This is a genomic window from Nocardia vinacea (assembly GCF_035920345.1).
Lineage (GTDB): Bacteria > Actinomycetota > Actinomycetes > Mycobacteriales > Mycobacteriaceae > Nocardia > Nocardia vinacea_A.
Map to the genome: position 1 here is coordinate 9,823,194 of NZ_CP109149.1, position 22,139 is coordinate 9,845,332.

Genomic DNA, 22,139 nt, shown 5'->3' on the forward strand with positions numbered 1-22,139 from the left:
AGTGCTGGTGCACGGCGGCGGCCCGTGATGCGGTACGAGCGCTTTCTTCGCCGCCGACCGAGTTGCCGCCCATTCGACATGTGCTGGCACATGGAGACTTTGCCGAGCGGCGGTGCGCGAGCTGTGTTGCGGCGCGAAACATCCGGTCAGTCCTCGGCCAATTCCAGGAAGTCCTGCTCATTGCGTTCGGCGAGTCGGACGTACAGCCGTCCTGCGCCATACAGCACCGGATACACGGCAATGCCGAGCAGCAGCCACGGCAGCCGTACCCCGAGCAGAACGAACGATCCCGCCGACCCGAGCCGGAAAAGCACCGGAAGCGAACACAATACGAGCACCATGACCAACCCGACCCGCACCGCCAACCCCAACTGCGCCCGAATCAGCCCGCCGATCAGGGCCTCGCCGATCTCGGTCTGCTCGACCACCTCCGTGCGGGTCCGCGCGCGTCGCGCACCGCGGCGTTCGGCGAGCACGACGCGCTGTCTGGTCGGACGCTGCGGAGTGGTCACGGATTCGTCCACTGCTGTCGCGGCCCGTGCACCAGCCGTTGCTTCAGCTCCCGCACTTGCCGACGGCTCACCGGCAACTCCACCGCCGCGGCATTGCCGTCGGCCCGCAGCCGCACCACCGTTCCGGTGCCGACCGTGCGCAGCCCGGTCACCAACCGCAACGCCACCAGATAAGACCGGTGCACCCGCAGGAATCCGGCGTTCTCCCACCGGGATTCCAACGCCGACAACGGAATCCGCACCAGATGCGAGCCGCTGCTGGTGTGCAGTCGGGCGTAATCGCCCTCCGCCTCCACCCAGCTGACACTCGACCGGTGTACCAGCGTGGTGACCCCACCCAGCTCGACCGGAATCACCTCATTGGGGTCGGTGCGCGGGGCCGTGACGGCCGGGGAAGGTGTCGCACGTGCCGTGACGATCCGCCGCACCGCCTCCGCCAATCGCGCCTCGCGCAGCGGTTTGAGCAGATAGTCCACCGCACCCAGATCGAAGGCCGCGATCGCCTGGTCATCGTGGGCCGTCACGAACACCACTGCGGGCGGGTTCGCGAACTCGGACAGGATGCCGGCCAATTCCATGCCGTCCAGCCCGGGCATATTGATATCGAGGAATACCGCATCGATCGGATGCGCCCGCATCAGCCGCAATGCACTGGTCGCATCGCTAGCGTTGTGGATTTCACCGACCCCCGGCTGCGCGCGCAGCAAATACACCAGCTCGTCCAGAGCGGGCTTCTCGTCGTCCACGGCGAGCACACGCAGTGCGGCGGCGGGCTGGTCGGTGGTCCGGGTCACAGTCGTTCCATCGTAAGCGGAGCCTCTGCACCGTTGACCCGGATGTCGACACCGGGCTGACTTCACGCGCGTTTGTCGGTGGAGCCGTGCGGTCGCGCAGGAGCCGGGTGCCGTGCGGAGCAGGCGGGTGAGGTCAGGCCTGGATGCCGGCGCGGAACTTCGGGACGCGCAGGCTCACCTTGGTGCCTGCGCCGGGGGCGGTCTCCACGATCAGGCCGTAGTCATTGCCGAAGGTCGCCCGCAGCCGGTCGTCGACATTGGCCAGGCCCACATGCGCGGATTCGCCGGAACCCGCTGGGCCGGTACCGGTTTCGATGGCATCGAGCGCGCCGGAGCGCAGCAGATCCGGATCCATCCCGATTCCGTCGTCCTCGACGCTGATCACGCAGTCGGTACCCGCATCGGCCGCGACGATGGTCACCGTGCCGCCGCGCGTCGCCCCGGCCAAGCCATGCCGAACCGCGTTCTCCACCAACGGTTGCAGCGCCAGGAAAGGCAGTACGACGCCGAGCACTTCCGGCGCGATCTGCAACCGCACCTGCAAGGCATCACCGAACCGGGCGCGTTCCAGCGCCAGATACCGCTCGATATTGCGCAGTTCGTCGGAGAGCAGCGTGAATTCGCCCGCGGCACGGAAGGAATATCGGGTGAAGTCCGCGAACTCCAGGATCAGCTCGCGCGCCCGATCCGGATCGGTACGTACAAAGGACGCAACGGTATTGAGCGCGTTATAGATGAAATGCGGGCTGATCTGGGCGCGCAACGCGCGCACCTCGGCCCGATCGAGGCGAGCCCGCGAGGCGTCCAGTTCCGCCAATTCCAGCTGCCCGCAGGCGTATCGCGCCACCTCCGCGACCGCACCCAGCCGCCCGGGCTCCGGCTTCCCGGTGGTCACCACCCCCAAAGCCCCTGCCACCCCGCCATTTTCGATGAGCAGCGGCTGCGCGATGAGTGTTCGCCCGGCATGTTCACTGCGACCAGGCCCCGACACCAGCACTGGCCGCTCGGTCGCCACCGCCCGCCTGGCCGCATCGGCGAACGGCTCGGCCAGATCCGAATGCGGCCCGTCCCAAGCCAGCAGCGTGCCATCCGGATCGGCAACGCCCAGCGCGTCGGCCCCGGTGAGTGTCCGCAAGTGCGGCGCGGCCTCCTGAGCGGACCGATCGTTCAACCCCTGCCGCAACGGCCGCGCGGCAAGTGACGCCGTATGCAGTGCGCTGTACACCGCCCGCTCGGCCGGAGTGGTTACCACTCGTCGGGTTCGAGACCAGACCAGCAGTGCACCGACGATCAATACCGCGCCGGCCACTGCCGCGACAACGGCGGTCGTCATCGCGCGCCCACTGAACGTCTCCGCCGCAGCCACCTCATCGCCTGATTATCGCGGCGGGCCGACCGAATCCGCGCCCAACAGTGCCGATCGGTCTAATAGCGTCGACCGAATCCGCGCCCGACAGCGCCGATCGAACTGACAGCACCACCAGAATCCGTATCCCGCTGGGGCCGGTTGCCGACTTGCGGAGCCCAGGGGCCCTGCCGGATACAGTCGTGTCCATGACCGCGGGCTATTCCGGGACGCCGCTGGCGAAGAAGATCGGAATCAAATCGGGCCACCAGGTGGTGCTGCGGCATGCGCCCGCAGACTGGCGGATTCCGGATCTACCACCGGACGTCGCGATCGCCACCGATGAGCCCGGCTCCGCGGATGTCGTCCTCGCTTTCTTTCGAGAACTCGCCGACCTGGCCGACGAGGCCCCGGAACTCGCCGCCGGACTGAGGCGGGGCGCGATGCTGTGGATCGCCTGGCCGCGCAAGGCGGGCGGGCACGTCAGCGATATCGCCGAGAACGATCTGCGCGAGCTGCTGTTGCCCATCGGCGTCGTCGATGTGAAGGTGGCCGCGCTCGACAACGATTGGTCCGGTTTGAAATTCGTCTGGCGCAAGCACGCTTGATCGAGGGCTCGCGTAGTGTCGAGCGATCCGCGGACCACCCCACTGTCGCGGAAATCGGACAGCCGCAATGCTGGGTCGCGAGACGCGCCGGTGATCTTCACCACCGACACGCCGAGCACCTGCGTCAGCCCGGCGCGGGAAGCCGAACTCGTCGGTGGGGACCCCTAGAATCGCTACACCAACCCCCGTCGAGACCTTGGGAGGAAGGACCGTCTTGGCCGCCTCGTCCGGATCGTTCGTTCACCTGCACAACCACACCGAGTACTCAATGCTCGATGGTGCGGCCAAAATCTCTCCGCTCTTCGCCGAGGCAAACCGGCTGGGTATGAACGCGGTCGGGATGACCGACCACGGCAATATGTACGGGGCTTCGGAGTTCTACAACTCCGCCAAGAAGGCCGGTATCAAGCCGATTATCGGCATCGAGGCGTACATCGCGCCGGGTTCCCGGTTCGACACCAAGCGCGTGCAGTGGGGTGACCCCAGCCAGAAGGGCGACGACGTCTCCGGTTCCGGCGCCTACACGCACATGACCATGGTCGCGGAGAACGCGACCGGCCTGCACAACCTGTTCAAGCTGTCCTCGCTCGCCTCGCTGGAAGGTCAGCTCGGCAAGTGGGCGCGCATGGACGAGGAGATCATCGCCGAGCACGCCGCGGGCATCATCGCCACCACCGGCTGCCCGTCGGGTGAGGTGCAGACCCGCCTGCGCCTCGGCCACGACCGCGAGGCCCTGGAGGCCGCGGCCAAATGGCAGGAGATCTTCGGACCGGACAATTTCTTCCTCGAGATCATGGACCACGGCCTGTCCATCGAGCGCCGGGTCCGCGAGGGGCTGCTCGAGGTCGGCAAGAAGCTCGGGATCCGGCCGCTGGCCACCAACGACTGCCACTACGTCACCAAGGACGCCTCGACCAACCACGAGGCGCTGCTGTGCATCCAGACCGGTAAAACACTCAGTGACCCAACGCGTTTCAAGTTCGACGGTGACGGCTACTACCTGAAGTCCGCGGAGGAGATGCGGGCGATCTGGGATATGGAGGTGCCCGGCGCCTGCGATTCCACCCTTTTGATCGCCGAGCGGGTGCAGTCCTACGACGAGGTGTGGCAGCACCGCGACCGGATGCCGATCTTCCCGGTGCCCGATGGCCACGACCAAGCCAGCTGGCTGCGCCGCGAGGTCGAACTCGGGCTGCGCCGCCGCTTCCCGGACGGCGCGCCCCAGGATTATCTGGACCGCGCCCAGTACGAGATCGGCGTCATCTTGGAGATGGGCTTCCCGGCCTACTTCCTCGTCGTCGGCGACCTGATCAACCATGCCCGCGACGTCGGCATCCGCGTCGGTCCCGGCCGTGGTTCGGCGGCCGGTTCGCTGGTCGCATACGCACTCGGTATCACCAATATCGACCCGATTCCGCACGGTCTGCTCTTCGAGCGCTTCCTGAATCCCGAGCGCGTCTCGATGCCCGATATCGATATCGACTTCGACGATCGCCGCCGCGGTGAGATGGTCCGCTACGCGAGTGAGAAGTGGGGCACCGACCGGGTCGCCCAGGTCATCACCTTCGGCACCATCAAGACCAAGGCCGCCATCAAGGACTCGGCGCGAGTGCTGTTCGGCCAGCCCGGATTCGCCATCGCCGACCAGATCACCAAGGCGCTGCCGCCGCCGATCATGGCCAAGGACATCTCGGTATCCGGTATCACCGATCCGGAGCACGAGCGGTACAAGGAGGCCGCCGAGGTTCGCGAACTCATCGCGAACAATCCGGATGTCGCGAAGATCTACGAAACCGCGCGCGGCCTCGAGGGCCTGATCCGCAATGCGGGTGTACACGCCTGCGCGGTCATCATGTCCTGTGATCCGCTCACCGATGCGATCCCGGTCTGGAAGCGGCCCCAGGACGGTGCGCTCATCACAGGGTGGGACTATCCGTCGTGTGAGGCCATCGGCCTGCTGAAGATGGACTTCCTCGGCCTGCGCAACCTGACCGTGATCGGCGACGCACTGGAGAACATCCAGGCCAACCGCGGCATCGACCTGGATATGGACCGGCTGCCGCTCGACGATTCGCGCACCTACGAATTGCTTTCGCGCGGTGACACGCTCGGCGTATTCCAGCTCGATGGTGGGCCCATGCGCGATCTGCTGCGCCGCATGCAGCCGACCGCGTTCGAGGACATCGTGGCCGTCGGCGCGCTGTATCGCCCCGGCCCGATGGGCATGAACGCGCACAACGATTACGCCGACCGCAAAAACGATCGTCAGGAAGTCAAGCCGATCCATCCGGAGCTGGAGGAGCCGCTCAAGGAGATCCTCGGCGAAACGTACGGCCTGATCGTCTACCAAGAGCAGATCATGCACGTAGCGCAGAAAGTGGCCGGCTACTCGCTCGGTCGAGCAGATATTCTGCGCCGCGCGATGGGTAAGAAGAAGGCCGAGGTGCTGGCCGCGGAGTTCGAGGGCTTCGAGGCGGGCATGCAGGCCAACGGATATTCCAAGGCAGCCATCAAGGCGTTGTGGGACACCATCCTTCCGTTCGCCGGCTACGCGTTCAACAAATCGCACGCCGCCGCCTACGGCCTGATCTCCTACTGGACCGCATATCTCAAGGCGAACTATCCCGCCGAATACATGGCGGCGCTGCTCACCTCCGTCGGCGACGATAAGGACAAGGCGGCGGTCTACCTGTCCGATTGCCGCCGCCTCGCGATCACCGTGCTGCCGCCGGATGTCAACGAATCCGAGATGAACTTCGCCTCGGTGGGTAAGGACATCCGCTTCGGTCTCGGCGCGGTGCGCAATGTCGGCGCCAATGTCGTCAGCTCGATCATCCAGGCGCGCAAGGAGAAGTCGAAGTTCACCGATTTCTCGGACTATCTGAACAAGATCGACGCCATCGCCTGCACCAAGAAGGTCACCGAATCCCTCATCAAGGCAGGCGGATTCGATTCGCTCGGGCATCCGCGCAAGGGTCTGCTGCTGGTGCATTCCGATGCCATCGATGCGGTGATGTCCACCAAGAAGGCCGAGGCGATCGGCCAGTTCGACCTGTTCGGCGGGCTGGATGACGGCGACGAATCGATTGCCTCGGTCTTCAATGTGAAGGTGCCCGAGGACGAGTGGGAGACCAAGCACAAGCTGGCGCTCGAGCGGGAGATGCTCGGCCTGTACGTGTCCGGACATCCGCTCAACGGCGTCGAACATGTGCTTGCGGCACAGGCGGATACGGCGATTCCGGCCATTCTCGAGGGCGATATCAAGGACGGCACCCAGGTGACCATCGGCGGCATCCTCGCCTCGGTCAACCGTCGCATCAATAAGAACGGCCTGGCCTGGGCCTCGGCGCAGATCGAGGATCTGACCGGTGGCATCGAGGTCCTGTTCTTCCCGCAGGCCTATTCGGTGTACGGCGCTGATGTGGTGGAGGACGCGGTCGTGCTGGTGAAGGCCAGGGTGTCGGTGCGCGATGACCGGATCTCCTTGATTGCCAACGATCTCGCCGTCCCCGACCTCTCCTCGATCGGTGTGGCCAAGCCGCTGGCGGTCGTCATGCCGACCCGCCTGTGCACGCCGGATAAGATCGGCGAACTCAAGCGCATCCTGTCCAGACATCCGGGCACCGCGGACGTCCATGTCCGCCATGTGGGCGCACGCGACAACACATCACTGTGGAAATTGGATGACAGCCTGCGGGTTTCACCGTCCTCGGCCCTGATGGGTGACCTGAAGGCTCTGCTCGGTCCCGGCTGTCTCGCGGGCTGATGCGGTTCGTTTGAATCGGTAGCGTCGGCGATCGCGGCGGCTTCGCGCACGTTTCGTGTGGCCGCCGCCCGCCTCGACGGCACCGTCCGCAGCATCGTGACGGCCGCCGGCGGCAACGCCCGATCCAGGCGATGACTTCCACCTGGAGCTATGTGTTTCAGACAGTAAGCTCGGCCATTGCCCGATCCGTTGGTCCGACGGTGTCGACCTGCTGGGTCCGACGATGGAGCGCGGCCGCCCAAGCGACGGTGGCCAGTGCCGCGATGGCGAGGGCCACGCCGATCCAGGCGACCGACGGGTAACCGAGGCCGCCGCCGATGGCCAGGCCGCCGAGCCACGGGCCGACGGTGATACCGACATTGAATGCGGAGAAGTTGACCGCGGTCGCGAGGGTGGGTGCAGCTCCGGCCAGTGCGAATACCCGAGTGTTCAGTGCGGGGTTCGTGGCGAATCCGAAGGCGCCCAATAGGAATACGAGGATTACGACCGGTACGGGCATGGTCGCGGTCAGCGCCAGTACTGCCGAGATGACGATCAACCCGATCATGCCGATGGTCAGTACGCGGAAGGGATGGGCATCGGCGGCGCGGCCGCCGACCGTGATGCCGATCAGCGCGCCGATGCCGTACAGCGTGAGCACCAAGGGAATCCAGCTCTCGGTGATTCCGGTGGTGCGGGCCAGGAGTGCGCCGAGGTAGGCGAAGGTGACCAATAGCGCGCCGGTCGAGAGCGCGGTTGTGCTGTAGGACAGCCAGAGGCGCGGATTGATCATGGTGCGCAGTTCGCGGCGCAGGTTCGGCACCTCGGTGGGGCGTCCGCCCGGAATCTTGGCCGCCACCCCGGCCATGGCCAGCGCGGACAGAATGGCGACTGTCCAGAACGCGGCCCGCCAGCCCAGATGCTGGCCGATCACCGTACCCGCCGGGAGCCCGACGATATTGGCCACCGTCAGCCCGCCCGCGACAATGCTCATCGCCCGACCGCGCGCGTTCTCCGGTACCAGACTCAGTGCCGTGGTCGCGGCAACCGCCCAGAATCCGGCGTAGACGAATGCGCCGACCACCCGGGTTCCGAAGAGCACCCAGTAACCCGGGGTCAACGCGGCCACCACATGGGCGGCGATGAACACTGCGAGGAAGGCCAGCAGTGCGGTGCGGCGCGGCCAGCGCAGGGTGATCACGGCCAGCGCGGGCGCGCCCACCAGCATGCCCAGTGCGAATGCCGAAATCAGCAGGCCCGCTTGGGGGATGGATACGCCGAGGTCGGTGGCCATTTGGGTGAGCAGGCCGGAGAGCATCAGCTCCGAGGTGCCCTGGGCGAATATCGATAGCCCAAGTATGTAGACGGCGAATGGCATGGGGTCCTCTCTTGTTTTGGATTGATCAGTTCAAAATGGAGGCAGAGGTAAAGGGATGCGGCGCTTGTGTCGGTGTGTCGTTCGCGCCGGTGGTCTGGTTCCGGCTATTGCCCCATGCTCGCGCAAACGGAAATCCGTTGCAGCAGTGGTGCTAGCGGACGGCCACCTCGCAAGTCCGGTGGACGTTTGTCGTGGTCGAGGTTGGCGTCAGAGGACGCTCAATGCGGTCGTGGCGATCGCCTCCAGGGTGTCCTTATCGGCTCCACCGCGCGCCGCGACGCGCATACCGCTGATCGTGGTGATCACGAAATGTGCCAGCGTGCGGGCATCTTTGCCGGCATCGATCTCGCCGGACCGCTGGCCCGCGCGGATAACCGCCGTCAGTCCGTCGAGTCTCCGCTCCAGGTCGGCGCGCAATGCCGCCGCCACCCCGGGATCGCGCGGCGCCAACTCGACCGTCGAGTTGACCACGAGGCAGCCGATGGGGTCGTCGATCGGTGCGTCGATGGTTTGGCGCAGCAGCGTCCTGATCTTTGCTCGCGCGGGCAGGTCGCCGTCGAGCACTTCGAAGATCGAGGCGTTCTTGCTGCTCATATACCGCCGCAGTGCCCGGTCGAAAAGTTCGTGCTTACTGGTGAAAGTGTTGTAGATGCTGCTGCGGCCCAGACCTGTTGCGTCGCAAAGGTCTTGGGTCGAGGTGCCCTCGTAGCCCGCGGACCAGAACGCCCGCATGGCCGCGTCCACCGCCCGGTCCTCGTCGAATGCCTTCGGTCGTGCCATGGGGTTCAAGCTAGCATATTTTGAACTAATCAGTCCAATATGAACCGGACTACGGCGAGACCGCGACTCCGAGCGACAGCGCGGCGAGGAACTTGGGTCCGTCCGCATAGAACTCGTCGAGCTCGTGGATCTCGAATCCGGCGCTCTCGACGGTGCCGCGAATATCGCGATCGAGATTGCCGCCGCCCGCAATCGCCTTCTCGATCGGATTCAACCGGTGCTGCCACGCCTGGACGCCCGGATCCGGCGCGAGCCCGTGTTCGACGAAATGCAGGGTTCCGCCGGGAACGAGCACCCTGCGCACCTCGGCCAGCGCGGCCGCGATATCCGGAATGGTGCACATCGTCCAGGTCGAGAGTGCGGAGTCGAAGCTGTTATCGGCGAAGGGCAGCGATTGGCCGTCGAGTCCGGCGCGTTCGATCGGCACGGTGGCCCTGGCCAGCCGCTTGTCCGCCAGGCGCCAGCCGAGGTCGGCGGGTTCCACGGCGCTGATCGACTCGACGGCGGCGGGATAGAACGGGATATTCAGTCCCGATCCGAAGCCGATCTCCATCACCCGCCCGTGTAGTCCGGCGCAGGCGCGCTCGCGCTGCGGATTGTTCATCTTGGCCCCGCAGACCAGATTCACCAGCCGCGGCACGAACTGATCGTTGTAGATGCCCACGTACCCACTCTGTCAGGATCCGCGCGCCGCAGGCAATGGTCAGCCGGTCGAAAGGGCGCGTCCGGTGTCGGCGAGCCGCACGATCGGCGACATGCGATGCTGACTCGGTGACCTTGTTCGAGGTATGGGCCCCGCGACCGGAACGGGTGCGCATCGAGGTCGATGGCGCCGTACATCCGATGACAAGGTCGCCTGACGGTTGGTGGCGGGCAGATGTGCACGCTGTACCGGGCACACGCTACGGCTACCTGCTCGACGACGACCCGACCGTCCTGCCCGACCCACGCTCGGCACGCCAGCCCGACGGCGTGCACGGCCGCTCGGCGCTGCACGCCCTCGATCCGGCCGGATGGACCGATGCGAACTGGACCGGCCGCCCATTGGCGGGCGCGATCATCTACGAACTGCATCTGGGCATCTTCACCTTCGAGGGCACCTTCGACGCCGCCGTCGAGCGCCTCGACCACCTCGTCGAACTCGGCGTCACCATGGTCGAGTTGATGCCGGTAAATGCCTTCGACGGCATCCACAACTGGGGCTACGACGGTGTGCTCTGGTATGCGGTCCACGAGCCCTACGGCGGACCCGATGGTTTGCAGCGCTTCGTGAATGCCTGCCACGCAAAGGGTTTGGCGGTCGCCCTCGATGTCGTACACAACCATCTCGGCCCCTCCGGCAACTATCTGCCCCGCTTCGCGCCCTATCTGACCGAGGGGCGCAATACCTGGGGGCAGAGCCTCAATCTCGACGGCCCGGACTCGGATCCGGTGCGCCGTTTCATAATCGAGAACGCCCTGCGTTGGCTGCGGGATTTCCATATCGACGCACTGCGACTCGATGCTGTGCACGCACTCGTCGACCGCACCGCCACCCACCTGCTCGCTGAACTGGCCACTGACACCGAATCCCTTGCCGCACATGTGCGTAGGCCGCTGACATTGATCGCGGAGAGCGACCTCAACGATGCGCGGCTCATCACCGCGCGCGCGGCAGGCGGCTATGGCCTGACCGGTCAATGGAACGACGACCTGCACCATGCGGTGCACACCGCGGTATCCGGTGAACGTCAGGGCTACTACGCCGATTTCGGTTCGCTGCGCTGTCTTGCCCAGACACTGACGCGCGGATTCTTCCACGCCGGAACATATTCCAGTTTCCGCGGTCGCACCCACGGCCGTCCGATCGACACCCGACTCATCCCGGCGAGCGCATTGCTCGCCTATACCTGCACCCATGATCAGATCGGCAATCGGGCGATCGGGGACCGGCCCAGCGCCTACCTGACCGACGGACAGCTGGCGATCAAGGCCGCGCTGGTGCTGTTCTCGGCGTATACGCCCATGCTGTTCATGGGGGAGGAGTGGGGCGCGCGCACCCCGTTCCAGTTCTTCACCTCGCACACCGATCCGGTGATCGCGGCCGCCACCGCCACCGGCCGCAAGGACGAATTCGCCGAACACGGCTGGGACAGCGGTGAGGTTCCGGACCCGCAGGACCCCGAAACCTTCCTGCGGTCGAAGCTGGATTGGTCCGAACTCGAACATGATCGCCACACACGGCTACTGTCCTGTTATAGAAAGCTGATCGGTTTGCGACGCGAACGAGCCGAAATAACGGACCCGTGGCTCACCCATGTATCTGTCGACTATGACGAGAATGCCCGCTGGATCGCGGTGCGCCGGGGCCCGCTGACGCTGGTGTGCAATCTCGCCGAAGAGCAGGTCACCGTGCCTATTGCCGGTCTTTCGCTGCTGTCGTGGGAACCTTCGACCGAAGGCGTCTCCGCGACGGAGATACCGGGCCACTCGTTCGTGATACTCGCGGGCGCATAGTGGAACCCCAGGTCGGATCGCGGTTACCGAAAACGTCCTGAAGGTAACTGTCCGAGACACAATATTGCCGAGCGTGACCAGCGCCATTACCTTTGGAATATGAGCAACGTGGCTTCACCCGGGGACCTAGCGAATCTCCCCGATGGGGTGGGTGGCAGTGCCGCCGCCGAATTCGCACCATTGGTACGCGCATTCGCGAAGGTCTTCGGGCACCGTCGGGGGGCGGGCGGCGCGTTGGCCGTCCATCTGCACGGTGAGCCGCTGGTCGATATCTGGACCGGGAGCGCGGGTGACAAACCCTGGAGCCAGGACACCGGCGCGATCATCTTCTCCGCCACCAAGGGCATCACCGCGACGGTCATCCACAGGCTGGCCGATCGGGGTCTGCTCGACTACGAAGCGCCGATGGCCGAGTACTGGCCGGAGTTCGGCCAGAACGGCAAGGGCGATATCACCATCCGTCAGGTGATGACGCACAGCGCGGGACTCGGTGGCCTCAACCCGATCGCGGCCGGGCTCGAGGATGTGCTCGACCACCAGCTGATGGAGCAGCGTCTCGCCGCTGCGAAACCGGATCGTCTGCTCGGCACTCCGGCCTATCACGCGCTCACCTTCGGTTGGCTGCTCGCCGGATTGGCGCGCGCCATTACCGGCCGGGGGATGGCGGAGCTGTTCCGCACCGAGGTCGCCGAACCGCTCGGCATCGACGGTCTGCACCTGGGCAAGCCGTCCGCGCAATCGTCGACCGTCTACGCGCCGTTGGCGGGCTCCCAGCTCAGTCTGATCGGAAGGCCGGTCAGCACAAGTGTTTTAGGTCGCAGCTATGGTCTGCCCGGTGCGCTCGGCGCGGCCGCACGGTGCCTGTTCCTGCCCGGACTGGAGACCATCCTGGAGGGTGAAATCCCGCCGATCCTCGATACCGAACTCGGTGCCGGCAACGGCGTCTGCACCGCCCCCGCGCTGGCCACCATGTACGGCGCGCTGGCCAATGGCGGCATGGCGGGCGGCATACCGTACCTGACACCGCAAACCATCAAGGCGCTCAGTCGAATTCGGACTTTCCGACTCGATCGCGCCTTGTTCTACGCCCCGATGCTCTGGCGCCTCGGCTATCACTCACTGCCGATGCCAGGTGCACGCGGCGGCTTCGGTCATATCGGCCTCGGTGGCTCCTTCGGCTGGGCCGAACCCCGCCTCGGCCTGTCCGTCGGATTCGTCCACAATCGCCTCTCGGCCGCGCAGCTGAGCTTCGACCAGGCCGCGGCCGGTTGGCTGTTGCCGATGGTCATGACGGGTGTGCGCACGACCCGCCGGTCCGTAACCGTGGTGGAGACGCCCGAGGCTGCGTAAACGCTAGAACCGGCCGCGCGGACGATGTCCGCGCGGCCGGTTCGGGTCGAGCGCCGCTAGGTGAGGTAGCGATAAGCCGGGGAGCCCGGATCCAATCGCTCGCACTGGATCGGCGAGTCTTCCATCCGCTCCAGCAGTGGGCCGAGCCCCTCCGGCGCACCGAGCTCGATACCTACCAGCGCGGCACCGGTTTCCCGGTTGTTGCGCTTGACGTACTCGAACAGCGTGATGTCGTCGTCGGGACCGAGCACTTCGTTGAGGAAGCGCCGCAGCGCACCCGGCTCCTGCGGGAAGTCCACCAGGAAATAGTGCTTCAGGCCACGGTGCACCAGCGAGCGCTCGATGATCTCGCCGTAGCGGGACACATCGTTATTGCCGCCGGAGACCAGGCACACCACCGTCGAACCGGGTTCTATCGTGATTTCGGACAGCGCCGTCGCCGACAGCGCTCCCGCGGGCTCGGCGATGATGCCCTCGTTCTGGTACAGGTCGAGCATGGTGGTGCAGATCGCGCCCTCGTCGACCTGCATCATGCGGAAAGCGCCTGCGCCCCTTGGTGATTCGGTCGCCATCAGCAGCGGCAGCGAGCCGTGCGATACCACCCGGCCGCCGAATGCGGCGATCGCCGCATAGGGCAGCCGGCCGATCCGGCGCACCGCGGCGCCGTCGACGAACGGATCGATCTCCGGCAGCGTCACCGGGCCGCCCGCGACCAGCGCCGCGGTCATCGAGGCCGCGCCCGCCGGCTCCACACCGAGGATGCCGGTGCTCGGCGAGCGCTCCCGCAGGTAGGTGCCGATGCCCGCCAGGCAACCGCCGCCGCCGACCGGGATCACCACCAGATCGGGGGTCCGACCGCCGAGCTGTTCCAGGAATTCGGGCGCGATGGTGCCCTGTCCCGCCGCGGTGCGCGGATCGTCGAACGGCGGCACCATGGTCGCGCCGGTGCGCTCGACATCCTCGGCGGCGGCCGCGGCGGCGGCGTCGTAGGTTTCCCCGACCGCGATCAGCTCGACGAACTCGCCGCCGTGCACCCGAATGCGGTCACGCTTCTGCTTCGGTGTGGTGGTCGGCACGTAGATGCGGCCCTTGATGCCCATCGCATTGCAGGCGAAAGCCACGCCCTGGGCGTGATTACCGGCGCTGGCCGCGACCACGCCCGCGGCTCGCTCGGAGTCGGTGAGCTGCACGATCAAGTTGTAGGCGCCCCGCAGCTTGTAGGAACGTACGGCGGTGAGGTCTTCGCGCTTGAGGTAGACCTGTGCCCCGGTCAGCGCGGACAGCCGGGGACTGTGCTGCAGCGGGGTGGGCTCGATAATGTCGGCAATTCGCTTGGCGGCGGCGTCGATCTCGTCTGCGGTCAGCGCGGGACGAGATGTGGACTGGTCGTCGAGAAGTTCAAGCGGATTGGACACTCGAAATATGGTGCCACCCGCCGCGTCGGGCGGACGCGTCGGGTGGGCGTCGGACGATCGGTTTCCCAGCCGGAGCTACCGCGGAGTCAGCACGAAAACCGGAATCTCGCGGGACGTCTTGGTCTGGTAGTTCGCGTAATCGGGCCAGACCTCGACTGCCCGCTCCCACCACACCGCCTTCTCCGCACCGGAGACCTCGCGCGCGGTGTAGTCCTTGTTCGCGGTGCCGTCACGCAGTTCGACATGCGGCTCGGCCTTGATATTCCAGTACCAGACGGGATGCTTCGGCGCGCCGCCCAGCGAGGCGACGACCGCGTACTCGCCGTCGTGTTCGACCCGCATCAGCGCGGTCTTGCGCAGCAGCCCGGTCTTCGCGCCCTTGGTGGTCAGGACGATGACGGGCTTGCCCTGCAGGGTCAGGCCCTCGGTGCCGCCGGAATTCTCGATCAGCTCGGCCTGCTCACGGGCCCAATCGGATGTGCTCGGTGCGTACTCACCTGTCAATGGCATGACACCCGCAACAACGCGGCTGCCGCCTCTGTTCCCGCCTTGAAGTTAGGTAGCCCGAACTTCCCTATCCGTGTAGCCTGACGACATGGCAGTGGTCCCCCTTCAGACGCGCGCCGCGGCGGTAGATATCGCTGGCAGCGCGTGGCCGATGTACAAACTCGAGGCGATCGCCCTCGGTCTGCTCATCTGCCTTGCCCTCGCGCTGATCACCGGGTCGCTGCAGGTCGCGGTGCTGGTCGCCGCCGGGGTCGGAACCGGCCGCTGGGTTGTCGGCCAGATCGGCGCGCGCGGCGGAGTGTAGGCAAATGGTGCATCGTCCCTGAGTCGGGTCGGTCTCCGCGGGCCGGGACCATCGGACAGGAAGCGCGCCGCCGAGCGTAGACAGCCTGCCGAATCGGTCGCCGCAAGGATTGAAGCAAGGCGCCAGCCATCCGAGAGGCTGGCACGCGCCAAAGACGAGTCAAATGGCAGCTCGACCCCATCGAGCGCAGTCAGTTGGTGGCCAGCTATCCCGAGGCCACCGAACACGATGAGTCGGTGCCCGACCACAGGACCCACCGCAGCCCAACCCACTAACAGTCGGCGTGGCTATGGACGGCGCCCCATTTCAAGATCAGGTGGAATCTATGGCGGCATCGGTCGAGAAGCCCCGTCCACCAGTGCCACCTGATCTTGATCATCGAGCACTAGGCGACGTCGAGGGGGAGGGTGGGGAGTTCGGTGCGGGAGAGGACGCCGAGTTTGGGGTAGGCCTTGTAGAGGTGGTGGCCTACGGTGCGGGGGCTGAGGAAGAGTTGGGCGGCGATGTCGCGGTTGGACAGTCCTTGGGCGGCTAGGCGGACGATTTGGAGTTCTTGCGGCGTGAGGCGGGCTAGGACGCCTGTGGTGGGGCGGCTTGTGGTGCCGATGCCGAGGGCGGCGAGTTCGGTGCGGGTGCGTTCGGCCCACGGTGCGGCGTCGAGGCGGTCGAAGGTTTCCATGGCGGGCTGAAGTTGGTTGCGCGCCTCGGACTTTCGACGGTTGCGCCGTAGCCATTCACCGAACAGCAATTGGGTTCTGGCCTGTTCGAAGGGCCGCCCGCCGTGTCCTAGTGCGGCTTGAAAGTGGTCCTCCGCCTTGGCTTCCGGCCCGGTAAATGCCAGGCAGCGCTCGACGAGCGCGGTGACCCACTCTTGTTGCGAGGCTTTCGCCCAGCCGCGAAGCCGATCCAGCGCGTCACCCGCTCGCTCCGGGCTGCCCATGCGCACCGCCGCCTCGATCAGGTCTGGCAGGGCGCGCAAACCGATCACGTGGTGGCGGGCGGGTTCCACGGTCAACAGCTCCAGCCGGGACAGCGCGCTGTCGACCCTGCCAAGGCCGAGATCGAGCACGCCGAGCGCCGCCTGCGTCCACGGTGCACCGGGCGCGGCCGCACCGCCGAGTTCCTCGGCGAGGGCGCGGTCGACCAACTCTCGGCAATCCTGTTCGCCCCCCTCCAATGCCGCCAGATAGGCGAGATAGCTCAACATCTGGCTGAGCCAATGCCGCTGCCCGATATCCTCGGCGATCCGCAGTCCTTCGAGCGCGGCGATACGACCCTCGCGCGGTCGGCCGAGGAACAGTTCGGTTTCGGCGCGGAAGAACAACAGGGTCGGCAGCAGTGCGATGCGGCCTTGGTCACGGCATTCGGCAATCAGGGTCTGCGCCAGCTCCGCGGCCTGTTGGTCCTGGCCGACGACCAGCCCGACGCCGCACATCTGCACCAGATCGCGCGGGCTGTCCGCACCGTTGCGGTGGGCGGCGGCGGCCGCGTCGCGCAGGTCGATGGTGAATCGGCCGTCGATGCCCGCGACCGTGTAGCGGGCGATGGGTGTCATCGGTTCGGCGTCGGGCAGGTCCAATGCGTTGATATGCGCGGCGATCTCGGTGAGTTCCGGTGCGCCTAGGTACCAGGCCGTGTGCACCGCCTGCATGAGGATGCGCGCGGCCCGGGCCGGATCGTCGGTGCGCACCAGATCGGCGCCCGCGAGCAAAAGCTGATGCGCCGAGAGTGGTTTGCCCGCACCGAATTCCGCAGTGGCGCGAACCAGATCCAGTCGGGCTGCGAGCATTCGGTCGGTGCTCAAACCGGCCGCGCGATCGGCCAGTCGGCTGGCACGGTCCAATTGTCCCGCCTCACTGGCGGTTTCGGCGGCAGCCACCAGCCGTCGAACGCGGGCAAACGCGTCGGTGCTCAAACCCGCAGCGCGTTCGTACGCGGCGACGGCACCGGAATAGCCGCTGCGCCGACGCGCGCGATCGGCGGTGTCCTCCAGCGCTGTTGCGGTGGTCTCGTCCGGTCCGGTCGCCGCCGAGGCCAGATGCCAGGCGCGCAGGTCGGCGTTCTCGGGTTCGGTCAGTGCGGCGGCGAGGGCGGCGTGCGCGGCAAGCCGATGCGTCAGAGGCGCACCCTGGTAGACGGCCGAGCGCAGCAGCGGATGCCGGAAATTCACGCTCACGCCATCGCTGCCGACCAACCCGGCGTCCGCGGCGGGCTGTAGGTCCGATAGCTGCGCCCCGAGCTCGTCGGCGGCACGCAGCACCGTGGTGAGATCGTTGGTGCCCGCCGCGGCCGCAATCAGGAGCAATGTCCGGGTGGCTGAAGGCAGCCTGGACACTTGGCCGTGAAATGCCACCTGGAGCCGCTGTGTCAGCGGCAGGGGATTCGGCCCGTGACCGGAATCGTTGCCCTCGGCGGCCAGAACTGCGGGCAACTCCAGCAGCGCGAGCGGATTACCGCCTGCCTCGGCGAGCAACCGGTATCGAATGGCGGGCGAAAGATCCGGACCGCGACTGTCCACCAGCGCGGCCGCCGACTCCTGCGCCAGGCCGGTCAGCGCGAGTTCGGACAGGCCGGGCGCGGGAAAATCCTGCTCGCCGGTCCGAGTCGCGAAGATAATTACCACGCCCTCGGCATCGAGTCGCCGCGCCGCGAACAGCAGCGTCTCCGCCGTCGCCCGATCCAGCCAGTGCGCGTCATCGACCAAACACAGCAGCGGCCCTTCGGCCGCCTCCTCGGCCAGCAGTGACAGCACCGCCAACCCGATCAACATCCGATCCGCCGGATCATGCTGTGCCAGACCGAACGCCCCGCGCAGCGCATCCCGCTGCGGTGCGGGCAACCCGTCCACCAGTGCCATTCCCGGCTTGATCAGCAGATGCAGCCCCGCGAACGGCAACTCCGCCTCGGACTCGATTCCAGCACTGCGCACCGCCGGGATCCCCTGCGCCGCCGCATAATCCAACAGCGCCGTCTTTCCGATCCCCGGCTCGCCGCGCACCACGAGCGCCCCACTGCGTCCGGCGCGAGCCGCCTCCAGAAGCCGATCGATCCGAGCTTGTTCGACTTCTCTTCCGTGGAGCATCTGCTCACCGTAACCGCCGACCGAACCCGAGTGACCGACCCCTGTCGTGGACGCTTCGATGGAAGCCAGCCGCGCGAGAATCCCGCTCGGCGCGGGTCTTTTGCGTTGAAAGACAACATTTTCATTAACATCCCGCGCCGACCCGTCGATGATTCGAGTAGTCGAGTACGCAGGTTTCGACGGTAATCGGGGCGGAGGATCTACCTATGAAACGACTGGTGGTCTGCTGCGACGGCACCTGGAAGGCCGAATCCAGCAGCACGGTATCCAATATCATCAAGATCGCGCAGACGATCCGGTACGAGGCGCCGGGACCGTCAGGGGAGTCGATCCCGCAGTGGGTCAGCTACGTATCCGGCCCGGGCGCACGCGGCTTCCTGGCAGATCGCCTGATGGGTGGTGCGTTCGGACTCGGACTCGAGGCGAATCTGTCCTCGGCGTACTGGCATCTGGCACTGAACTGGCAGCCGGGGGACGAGATCTACATCTTCGGTTTCAGCCGCGGTGCGTTCACCGCCCGTAGCCTGGCCGGTCTGATCGGCCGGATCGGAATCATGACCCCCGATGCGATGATCGAGGGAAAGTATCCGGACGCCTTGCGGATTCACCATCAGCCCGCGCCGCAGCGGACCCCGGAGAATCCGGATCCGAAGGAGCCGCAGGAGTGGATCGACTTCCGCAAGGAGAACTGCTGGGATGCTCCGGCCAAGATCGACTTCATCGGGGTCTTCGATACCGTCGGCGCACTGGGCGTGCCCGGACTGACGTCGCTGCGGCACCGGTTCCACGATGTGAGGCTCGGGCGCAATGTCTACTGCGCGCGCCAGGCACTGGCACTCGATGAGCGGCGCCGCAATTTCGAACCGTGCCTCTGGGAGGTGCCGATCGAACCGGATGTGAAGTACTCCCACGACTACGACCGGGTGAAGCAGGTCTGGTTCGAGGGCGTGCACAGCGATATCGGCGGCGGCTACCAGGAATGCGGACTCTCCGATATCACGCTGCGCTGGATGGTCGAGCAGGCCGAGGCGGTCGGACTCGTCTTCGATCGCGACCGGCTGGAGGGGCTGTCCCAGCGGTGCGCGGCCGCGGGTGCGAAGCATATGGAATTGCATCGCTCGCTCAGCATCGGATACCGAATCCTCAATGTGCTGCGCGCCATTCGTCAGCCGAGGAACCCGCGGTTCTACTGGGATTCCTGGCGCCGGCTGTACACCGACGGTGACCGCGGCGTGCGCCTGGCTTCCACCGTGCACGACGCCACGGACTACCGACCCGCGAATCTGCGGCGCTGGCTGAAGGACAACGACGGGATGGTGCCCGAGACGCTGATCGAGAAGACCGGCACGGTAACGGCCATCACCCCGGAGGAGCCCTCAGCGCACGAGTAGCGCCACCGGCAGCCGGGCGAACAGCTTTTCCAATCGGGCCCGGCCCTGGAAGGTGTGGCCGGTCAGCCGGTCGGTCCAGTTACCCTGCGGCAGCTCCAAAGTGGTATCGGCCCACCCGGTTTCGGCCAGACCGAGGCTGTGCCGGGTGGCGGCCACGATCACCTCGGGCGTCTCACCAGCCCGGCCGCGCGCGTAGGCGACCAGCCTGCTCTCCTGCTCGCCGGTGGCGAACAGCGGCAGGTAGGTGCCGCCGACGAAACAGTCCGGACGTTCGCGGCGCAACCACAGCGCATAGGCGACGATCCACATCTTGGCCGCGCCGGTGGTATCCAAAGCCGGTGTACCGGTGAGTGATTGCAGCAGTCCGGCACGGGCCGCGAAATCCACCGGGCGGCGATTGTCCGGGTCGACGAGCGTGTCTTCCCACAGCTCGCAGCCCTGATAGATATCGGGAATTCCGGGCCCGCACAGCTGCAGCAGCTTCTGTGACAGCGAATCCGACCAGGCGTGCGGGGCGAGTTCGTGCACCAGATCACCGATTTCGGAGCCAACCGGCCCGTCGATCACCGCGTCCAGCCAGCCGTGCACCTTCTTCTCGAATTCGACATCCGGTTCCTCCCAGGAGGTATGGACACCGGCTTCGCGAATCGCCTTCTCCGCGAACAGATGCAGTCGCTCGCGCAGTCCGGCCACGGACGAGGCCGGACGGCCGTCGGCGGGCCAGACGCCGAACATGTTCTGCAGCAGGAACAATGTCGTCGCACCGTCGGGACCGGGGGTGATCTCCTGCCAGGATTCGACGGCACGCGCCCAGGTCTCCGCGGCCTGGGACAGCACCCCGATCCGAGCCCGCACATCCTCGCCGCGCTTGGTGTCGTGCGTCGACAGTGTGGTCATGGTCGCGGGCCAGCGTTGCGCGCGTTCGCTATTGGACAGGTGGAATTCGTTGAGCGAGTGGCCGAATCGGGCCGGATTGCCGCCTACCTCCTGCAGCGATACCAGTCGCGCCGCCTGATAGAACATGGTGTCCTCGACGGCCTTCGCGGTGATAGCACCACAGACCTGGCTGAATCGAACGGCCGCCTCGCCGTCGGACGCCAGCGCCGCCACCAGCACGCTCAGCGGCACCGTCAGTTCGCTATTGCGCTTCTCCACCTCGGCGACCACCGCGCCGGTCATACCCGCCAGCGGCGCGTAATCCACCCGGTAGACCGGCATGAAGGCCAGCACCTCGATGGTGGCATTGGTCAATGCCATGGTGTCGAAGCTTTCGGCATGCGCGTCGCGCTTGATCGCGGCGACCAGGCGCCGGATCTCCGGGGCCAGGATGTTCTCCGCCACCGCGCGTTTGATGCGGTGTTCGGTTTCCCCGACCCAGGCGCGGTCGCTGCCGTGCCCGGCGAGTTTGCGCGACAGTTCGGTCAGCGCCTGTTCGCCGTCGGGGTCGATCAGTACGCCGCCGTAGTCGGACAGGGCGTCGTAGCCGGTGGTGCCGTCGACCGGCAGCGTCGCGTCCAGTGGTTCGCGGTTGGCGAGGATCTTTTCCACGAGTAGTAGCCGGTGCGGGCCGATGAGCCGACGCAGCTTCGTCAGATACGCGGTGGGATAGGACAATCCGTCCGGATGGTCGACCCGTACGCCGTCGATCAGATCGTGTTCGCACCATGCGGCCAGCTCGCGGTGGGTGATCTCGAAGACCTCGGGATCCTCCTGGCGCACCGCGGCCAGGCTGCCGACCGCGAAGAACCGGCGGTAGGTGCACAGCCCGGCCTTCCAGCTGACCAGCCGGTAGTGCTGTTTGTCGTGGATGCGCAGGGCGTTGTCACCGTCGGTACCCGCCGCGATGGGGAAGCGCAGATCGTGCAGTGCCAGCATCGGTTCCGAACCGGACCGGTCCACCGTCAGTGCGGCCGGATCGTTTTCGCTCTGCAGCACCGGCAGCGCCAGCCGACCGCCCGCGCCATTGCCCGCACTCCAGTCGATATCGAAGAAATGCGCGAACTGTGATTCGCGGCCGTTGCGCAGCACATCCCACCACCACGGGTTCTGCCGGGGATCGGCCACGCCGACGTGGTTGGGCACCAGATCGACGATCAAACCCATACCGCGGCTGCGCACTTCGTCCGCGAGTGCCTTGAGTCCGGCCGGGCCGCCGAGGGCCGCCGAAACCGTGGTGGGATCGGTGACGTCGTAACCATGCGTCGAACCGATCGTCGCGGTGAGGATCGGCGACAGGTACAGATGCGAAATACCCAGCTGTTGTAAGTATTCCGCGATCGCGCGGGCATCGATGAAGGTCAACGCGTCGGGCCGCAGTTGGAGTCGGTAGGTGCTGCGGACCGTCGTCTGCCGGGCCGGGGTGCGGCCGCGGGAGATGGGATCGGTGTGGTGGGTCTGCATATCGGACTCTGGCGTCTCGATCTTCGGCGTCT

General features: G+C 66.3%; 16 protein-coding genes. 6 read left to right on the plus strand and 10 right to left on the minus strand.

Annotated elements, in window-relative coordinates; all coding sequences use genetic code 11:
* Positions 1 to 146: 146 nt before the first annotated feature.
* The 3 genes from OIE68_RS44590 to OIE68_RS44600 form a co-directional block, all read right to left on the minus strand.
* The gene (locus tag OIE68_RS44590; RefSeq protein ID WP_327096897.1) at positions 147 to 512 is read right to left on the minus strand and encodes a hypothetical protein; all 366 of its coding nucleotides are present in this window, start codon (positions 510 to 512) and stop codon (positions 147 to 149) included.
* Positions 509 to 1,306, minus strand: a complete 798-nt coding sequence (locus tag OIE68_RS44595; protein WP_327096898.1) for a LytTR family DNA-binding domain-containing protein — start codon at positions 1,304 to 1,306, stop codon at positions 509 to 511. The genes OIE68_RS44590 and OIE68_RS44595 overlap by 4 nt, the downstream gene beginning before the upstream one ends.
* Before the next feature lie 133 nt (positions 1,307 to 1,439).
* On the minus strand, positions 1,440 to 2,639 hold the full coding sequence (locus tag OIE68_RS44600; protein WP_327102029.1) for a histidine kinase: 1,200 nt from the start codon (positions 2,637 to 2,639) through the stop codon (positions 1,440 to 1,442).
* Positions 2,640 to 2,860: 221 nt separating this feature from the next.
* On the opposite strand from OIE68_RS44600, the gene OIE68_RS44605 reads away from it, so the two are divergent.
* Positions 2,861 to 3,259, plus strand: a complete 399-nt coding sequence (locus tag OIE68_RS44605) for a DUF3052 domain-containing protein (protein ID WP_327096899.1) — start codon at positions 2,861 to 2,863, stop codon at positions 3,257 to 3,259.
* Between the two features lie 214 nt (positions 3,260 to 3,473).
* Positions 3,474 to 7,025: a DNA polymerase III subunit alpha gene (dnaE, locus tag OIE68_RS44610; protein ID WP_327096900.1), complete on the plus strand. Its 3,552-nt coding sequence runs from the start codon at positions 3,474 to 3,476 to the stop codon at positions 7,023 to 7,025.
* Positions 7,026 to 7,182: 157 nt separating this feature from the next.
* On the opposite strand, the gene OIE68_RS44615 is transcribed toward dnaE, so the two are convergent.
* The 3 genes from OIE68_RS44615 to OIE68_RS44625 all read right to left on the minus strand — a co-directional run bounded on the left by OIE68_RS44615 (position 7,183) and on the right by OIE68_RS44625 (position 9,826).
* A complete protein-coding gene (locus OIE68_RS44615) occupies positions 7,183 to 8,382 on the minus strand; it encodes a Cmx/CmrA family chloramphenicol efflux MFS transporter (RefSeq protein ID WP_327096901.1) in 1,200 nt (399 codons plus the stop codon).
* Positions 8,383 to 8,589: 207 nt separating this feature from the next.
* On the minus strand, positions 8,590 to 9,162 hold the full coding sequence (locus OIE68_RS44620; protein ID WP_327096902.1) for a TetR/AcrR family transcriptional regulator: 573 nt from the start codon (positions 9,160 to 9,162) through the stop codon (positions 8,590 to 8,592).
* Positions 9,163 to 9,211: 49 nt separating this feature from the next.
* Positions 9,212 to 9,826 (minus strand): class I SAM-dependent methyltransferase, encoded by a 615-nt coding sequence (locus tag OIE68_RS44625; protein ID WP_327096903.1) that lies wholly within the window; start codon positions 9,824 to 9,826, stop codon positions 9,212 to 9,214.
* 107 nt (positions 9,827 to 9,933) lie between these two features.
* Between OIE68_RS44625 and treZ the strand changes: the two genes are divergently transcribed.
* A complete protein-coding gene (gene treZ / locus OIE68_RS44630; protein ID WP_327096904.1) occupies positions 9,934 to 11,658 on the plus strand; it encodes a malto-oligosyltrehalose trehalohydrolase in 1,725 nt (574 codons plus the stop codon).
* A gap of 99 nt (positions 11,659 to 11,757) precedes the next feature.
* Positions 11,758 to 13,008: a serine hydrolase domain-containing protein gene (locus tag OIE68_RS44635; protein WP_327096905.1), complete on the plus strand. Its 1,251-nt coding sequence runs from the start codon at positions 11,758 to 11,760 to the stop codon at positions 13,006 to 13,008.
* A 56-nt stretch (positions 13,009 to 13,064) separates the two neighbouring features.
* On the opposite strand, the gene ilvA is transcribed toward OIE68_RS44635, so the two are convergent.
* Together ilvA and OIE68_RS44645 are read right to left on the minus strand one after the other, a co-directional pair.
* A complete protein-coding gene (ilvA, locus tag OIE68_RS44640; RefSeq protein WP_327096906.1) occupies positions 13,065 to 14,423 on the minus strand; it encodes a threonine ammonia-lyase IlvA in 1,359 nt (452 codons plus the stop codon).
* 75 nt (positions 14,424 to 14,498) lie between these two features.
* Positions 14,499 to 14,933 (minus strand): nitroreductase family deazaflavin-dependent oxidoreductase, encoded by a 435-nt coding sequence (locus OIE68_RS44645; protein WP_327096907.1) that lies wholly within the window; start codon positions 14,931 to 14,933, stop codon positions 14,499 to 14,501.
* Between the two features lie 85 nt (positions 14,934 to 15,018).
* Between OIE68_RS44645 and OIE68_RS44650 the strand changes: the two genes are divergently transcribed.
* Complete coding sequence (locus tag OIE68_RS44650) at positions 15,019 to 15,234, plus strand: hypothetical protein (RefSeq protein ID WP_327096908.1); 216 nt, start codon at positions 15,019 to 15,021, stop codon at positions 15,232 to 15,234.
* Positions 15,235 to 15,619: 385 nt separating this feature from the next.
* Here OIE68_RS44650 and OIE68_RS44655 read toward each other — a convergent pair whose 3' ends face one another.
* Entirely contained in the window at positions 15,620 to 18,316 is a 2,697-nt protein-coding gene (locus tag OIE68_RS44655) for a helix-turn-helix transcriptional regulator (RefSeq protein ID WP_327096909.1), read from the minus strand.
* Positions 18,317 to 18,522: 206 nt separating this feature from the next.
* Between OIE68_RS44655 and OIE68_RS44660 the strand changes: the two genes are divergently transcribed.
* Positions 18,523 to 19,707, plus strand: a complete 1,185-nt coding sequence (locus OIE68_RS44660; RefSeq protein WP_327096910.1) for a DUF2235 domain-containing protein — start codon at positions 18,523 to 18,525, stop codon at positions 19,705 to 19,707.
* On the opposite strand, the gene treY is transcribed toward OIE68_RS44660, so the two are convergent.
* Positions 19,693 to 22,107, minus strand: coding sequence for a malto-oligosyltrehalose synthase (gene treY / locus OIE68_RS44665; RefSeq protein ID WP_327102030.1), 2,415 nt, complete (start codon positions 22,105 to 22,107; stop codon positions 19,693 to 19,695). The two genes, OIE68_RS44660 and treY, sit on opposite strands and share 15 nt — an antisense overlap.
* Positions 22,108 to 22,139: the final 32 nt, after the last annotated feature.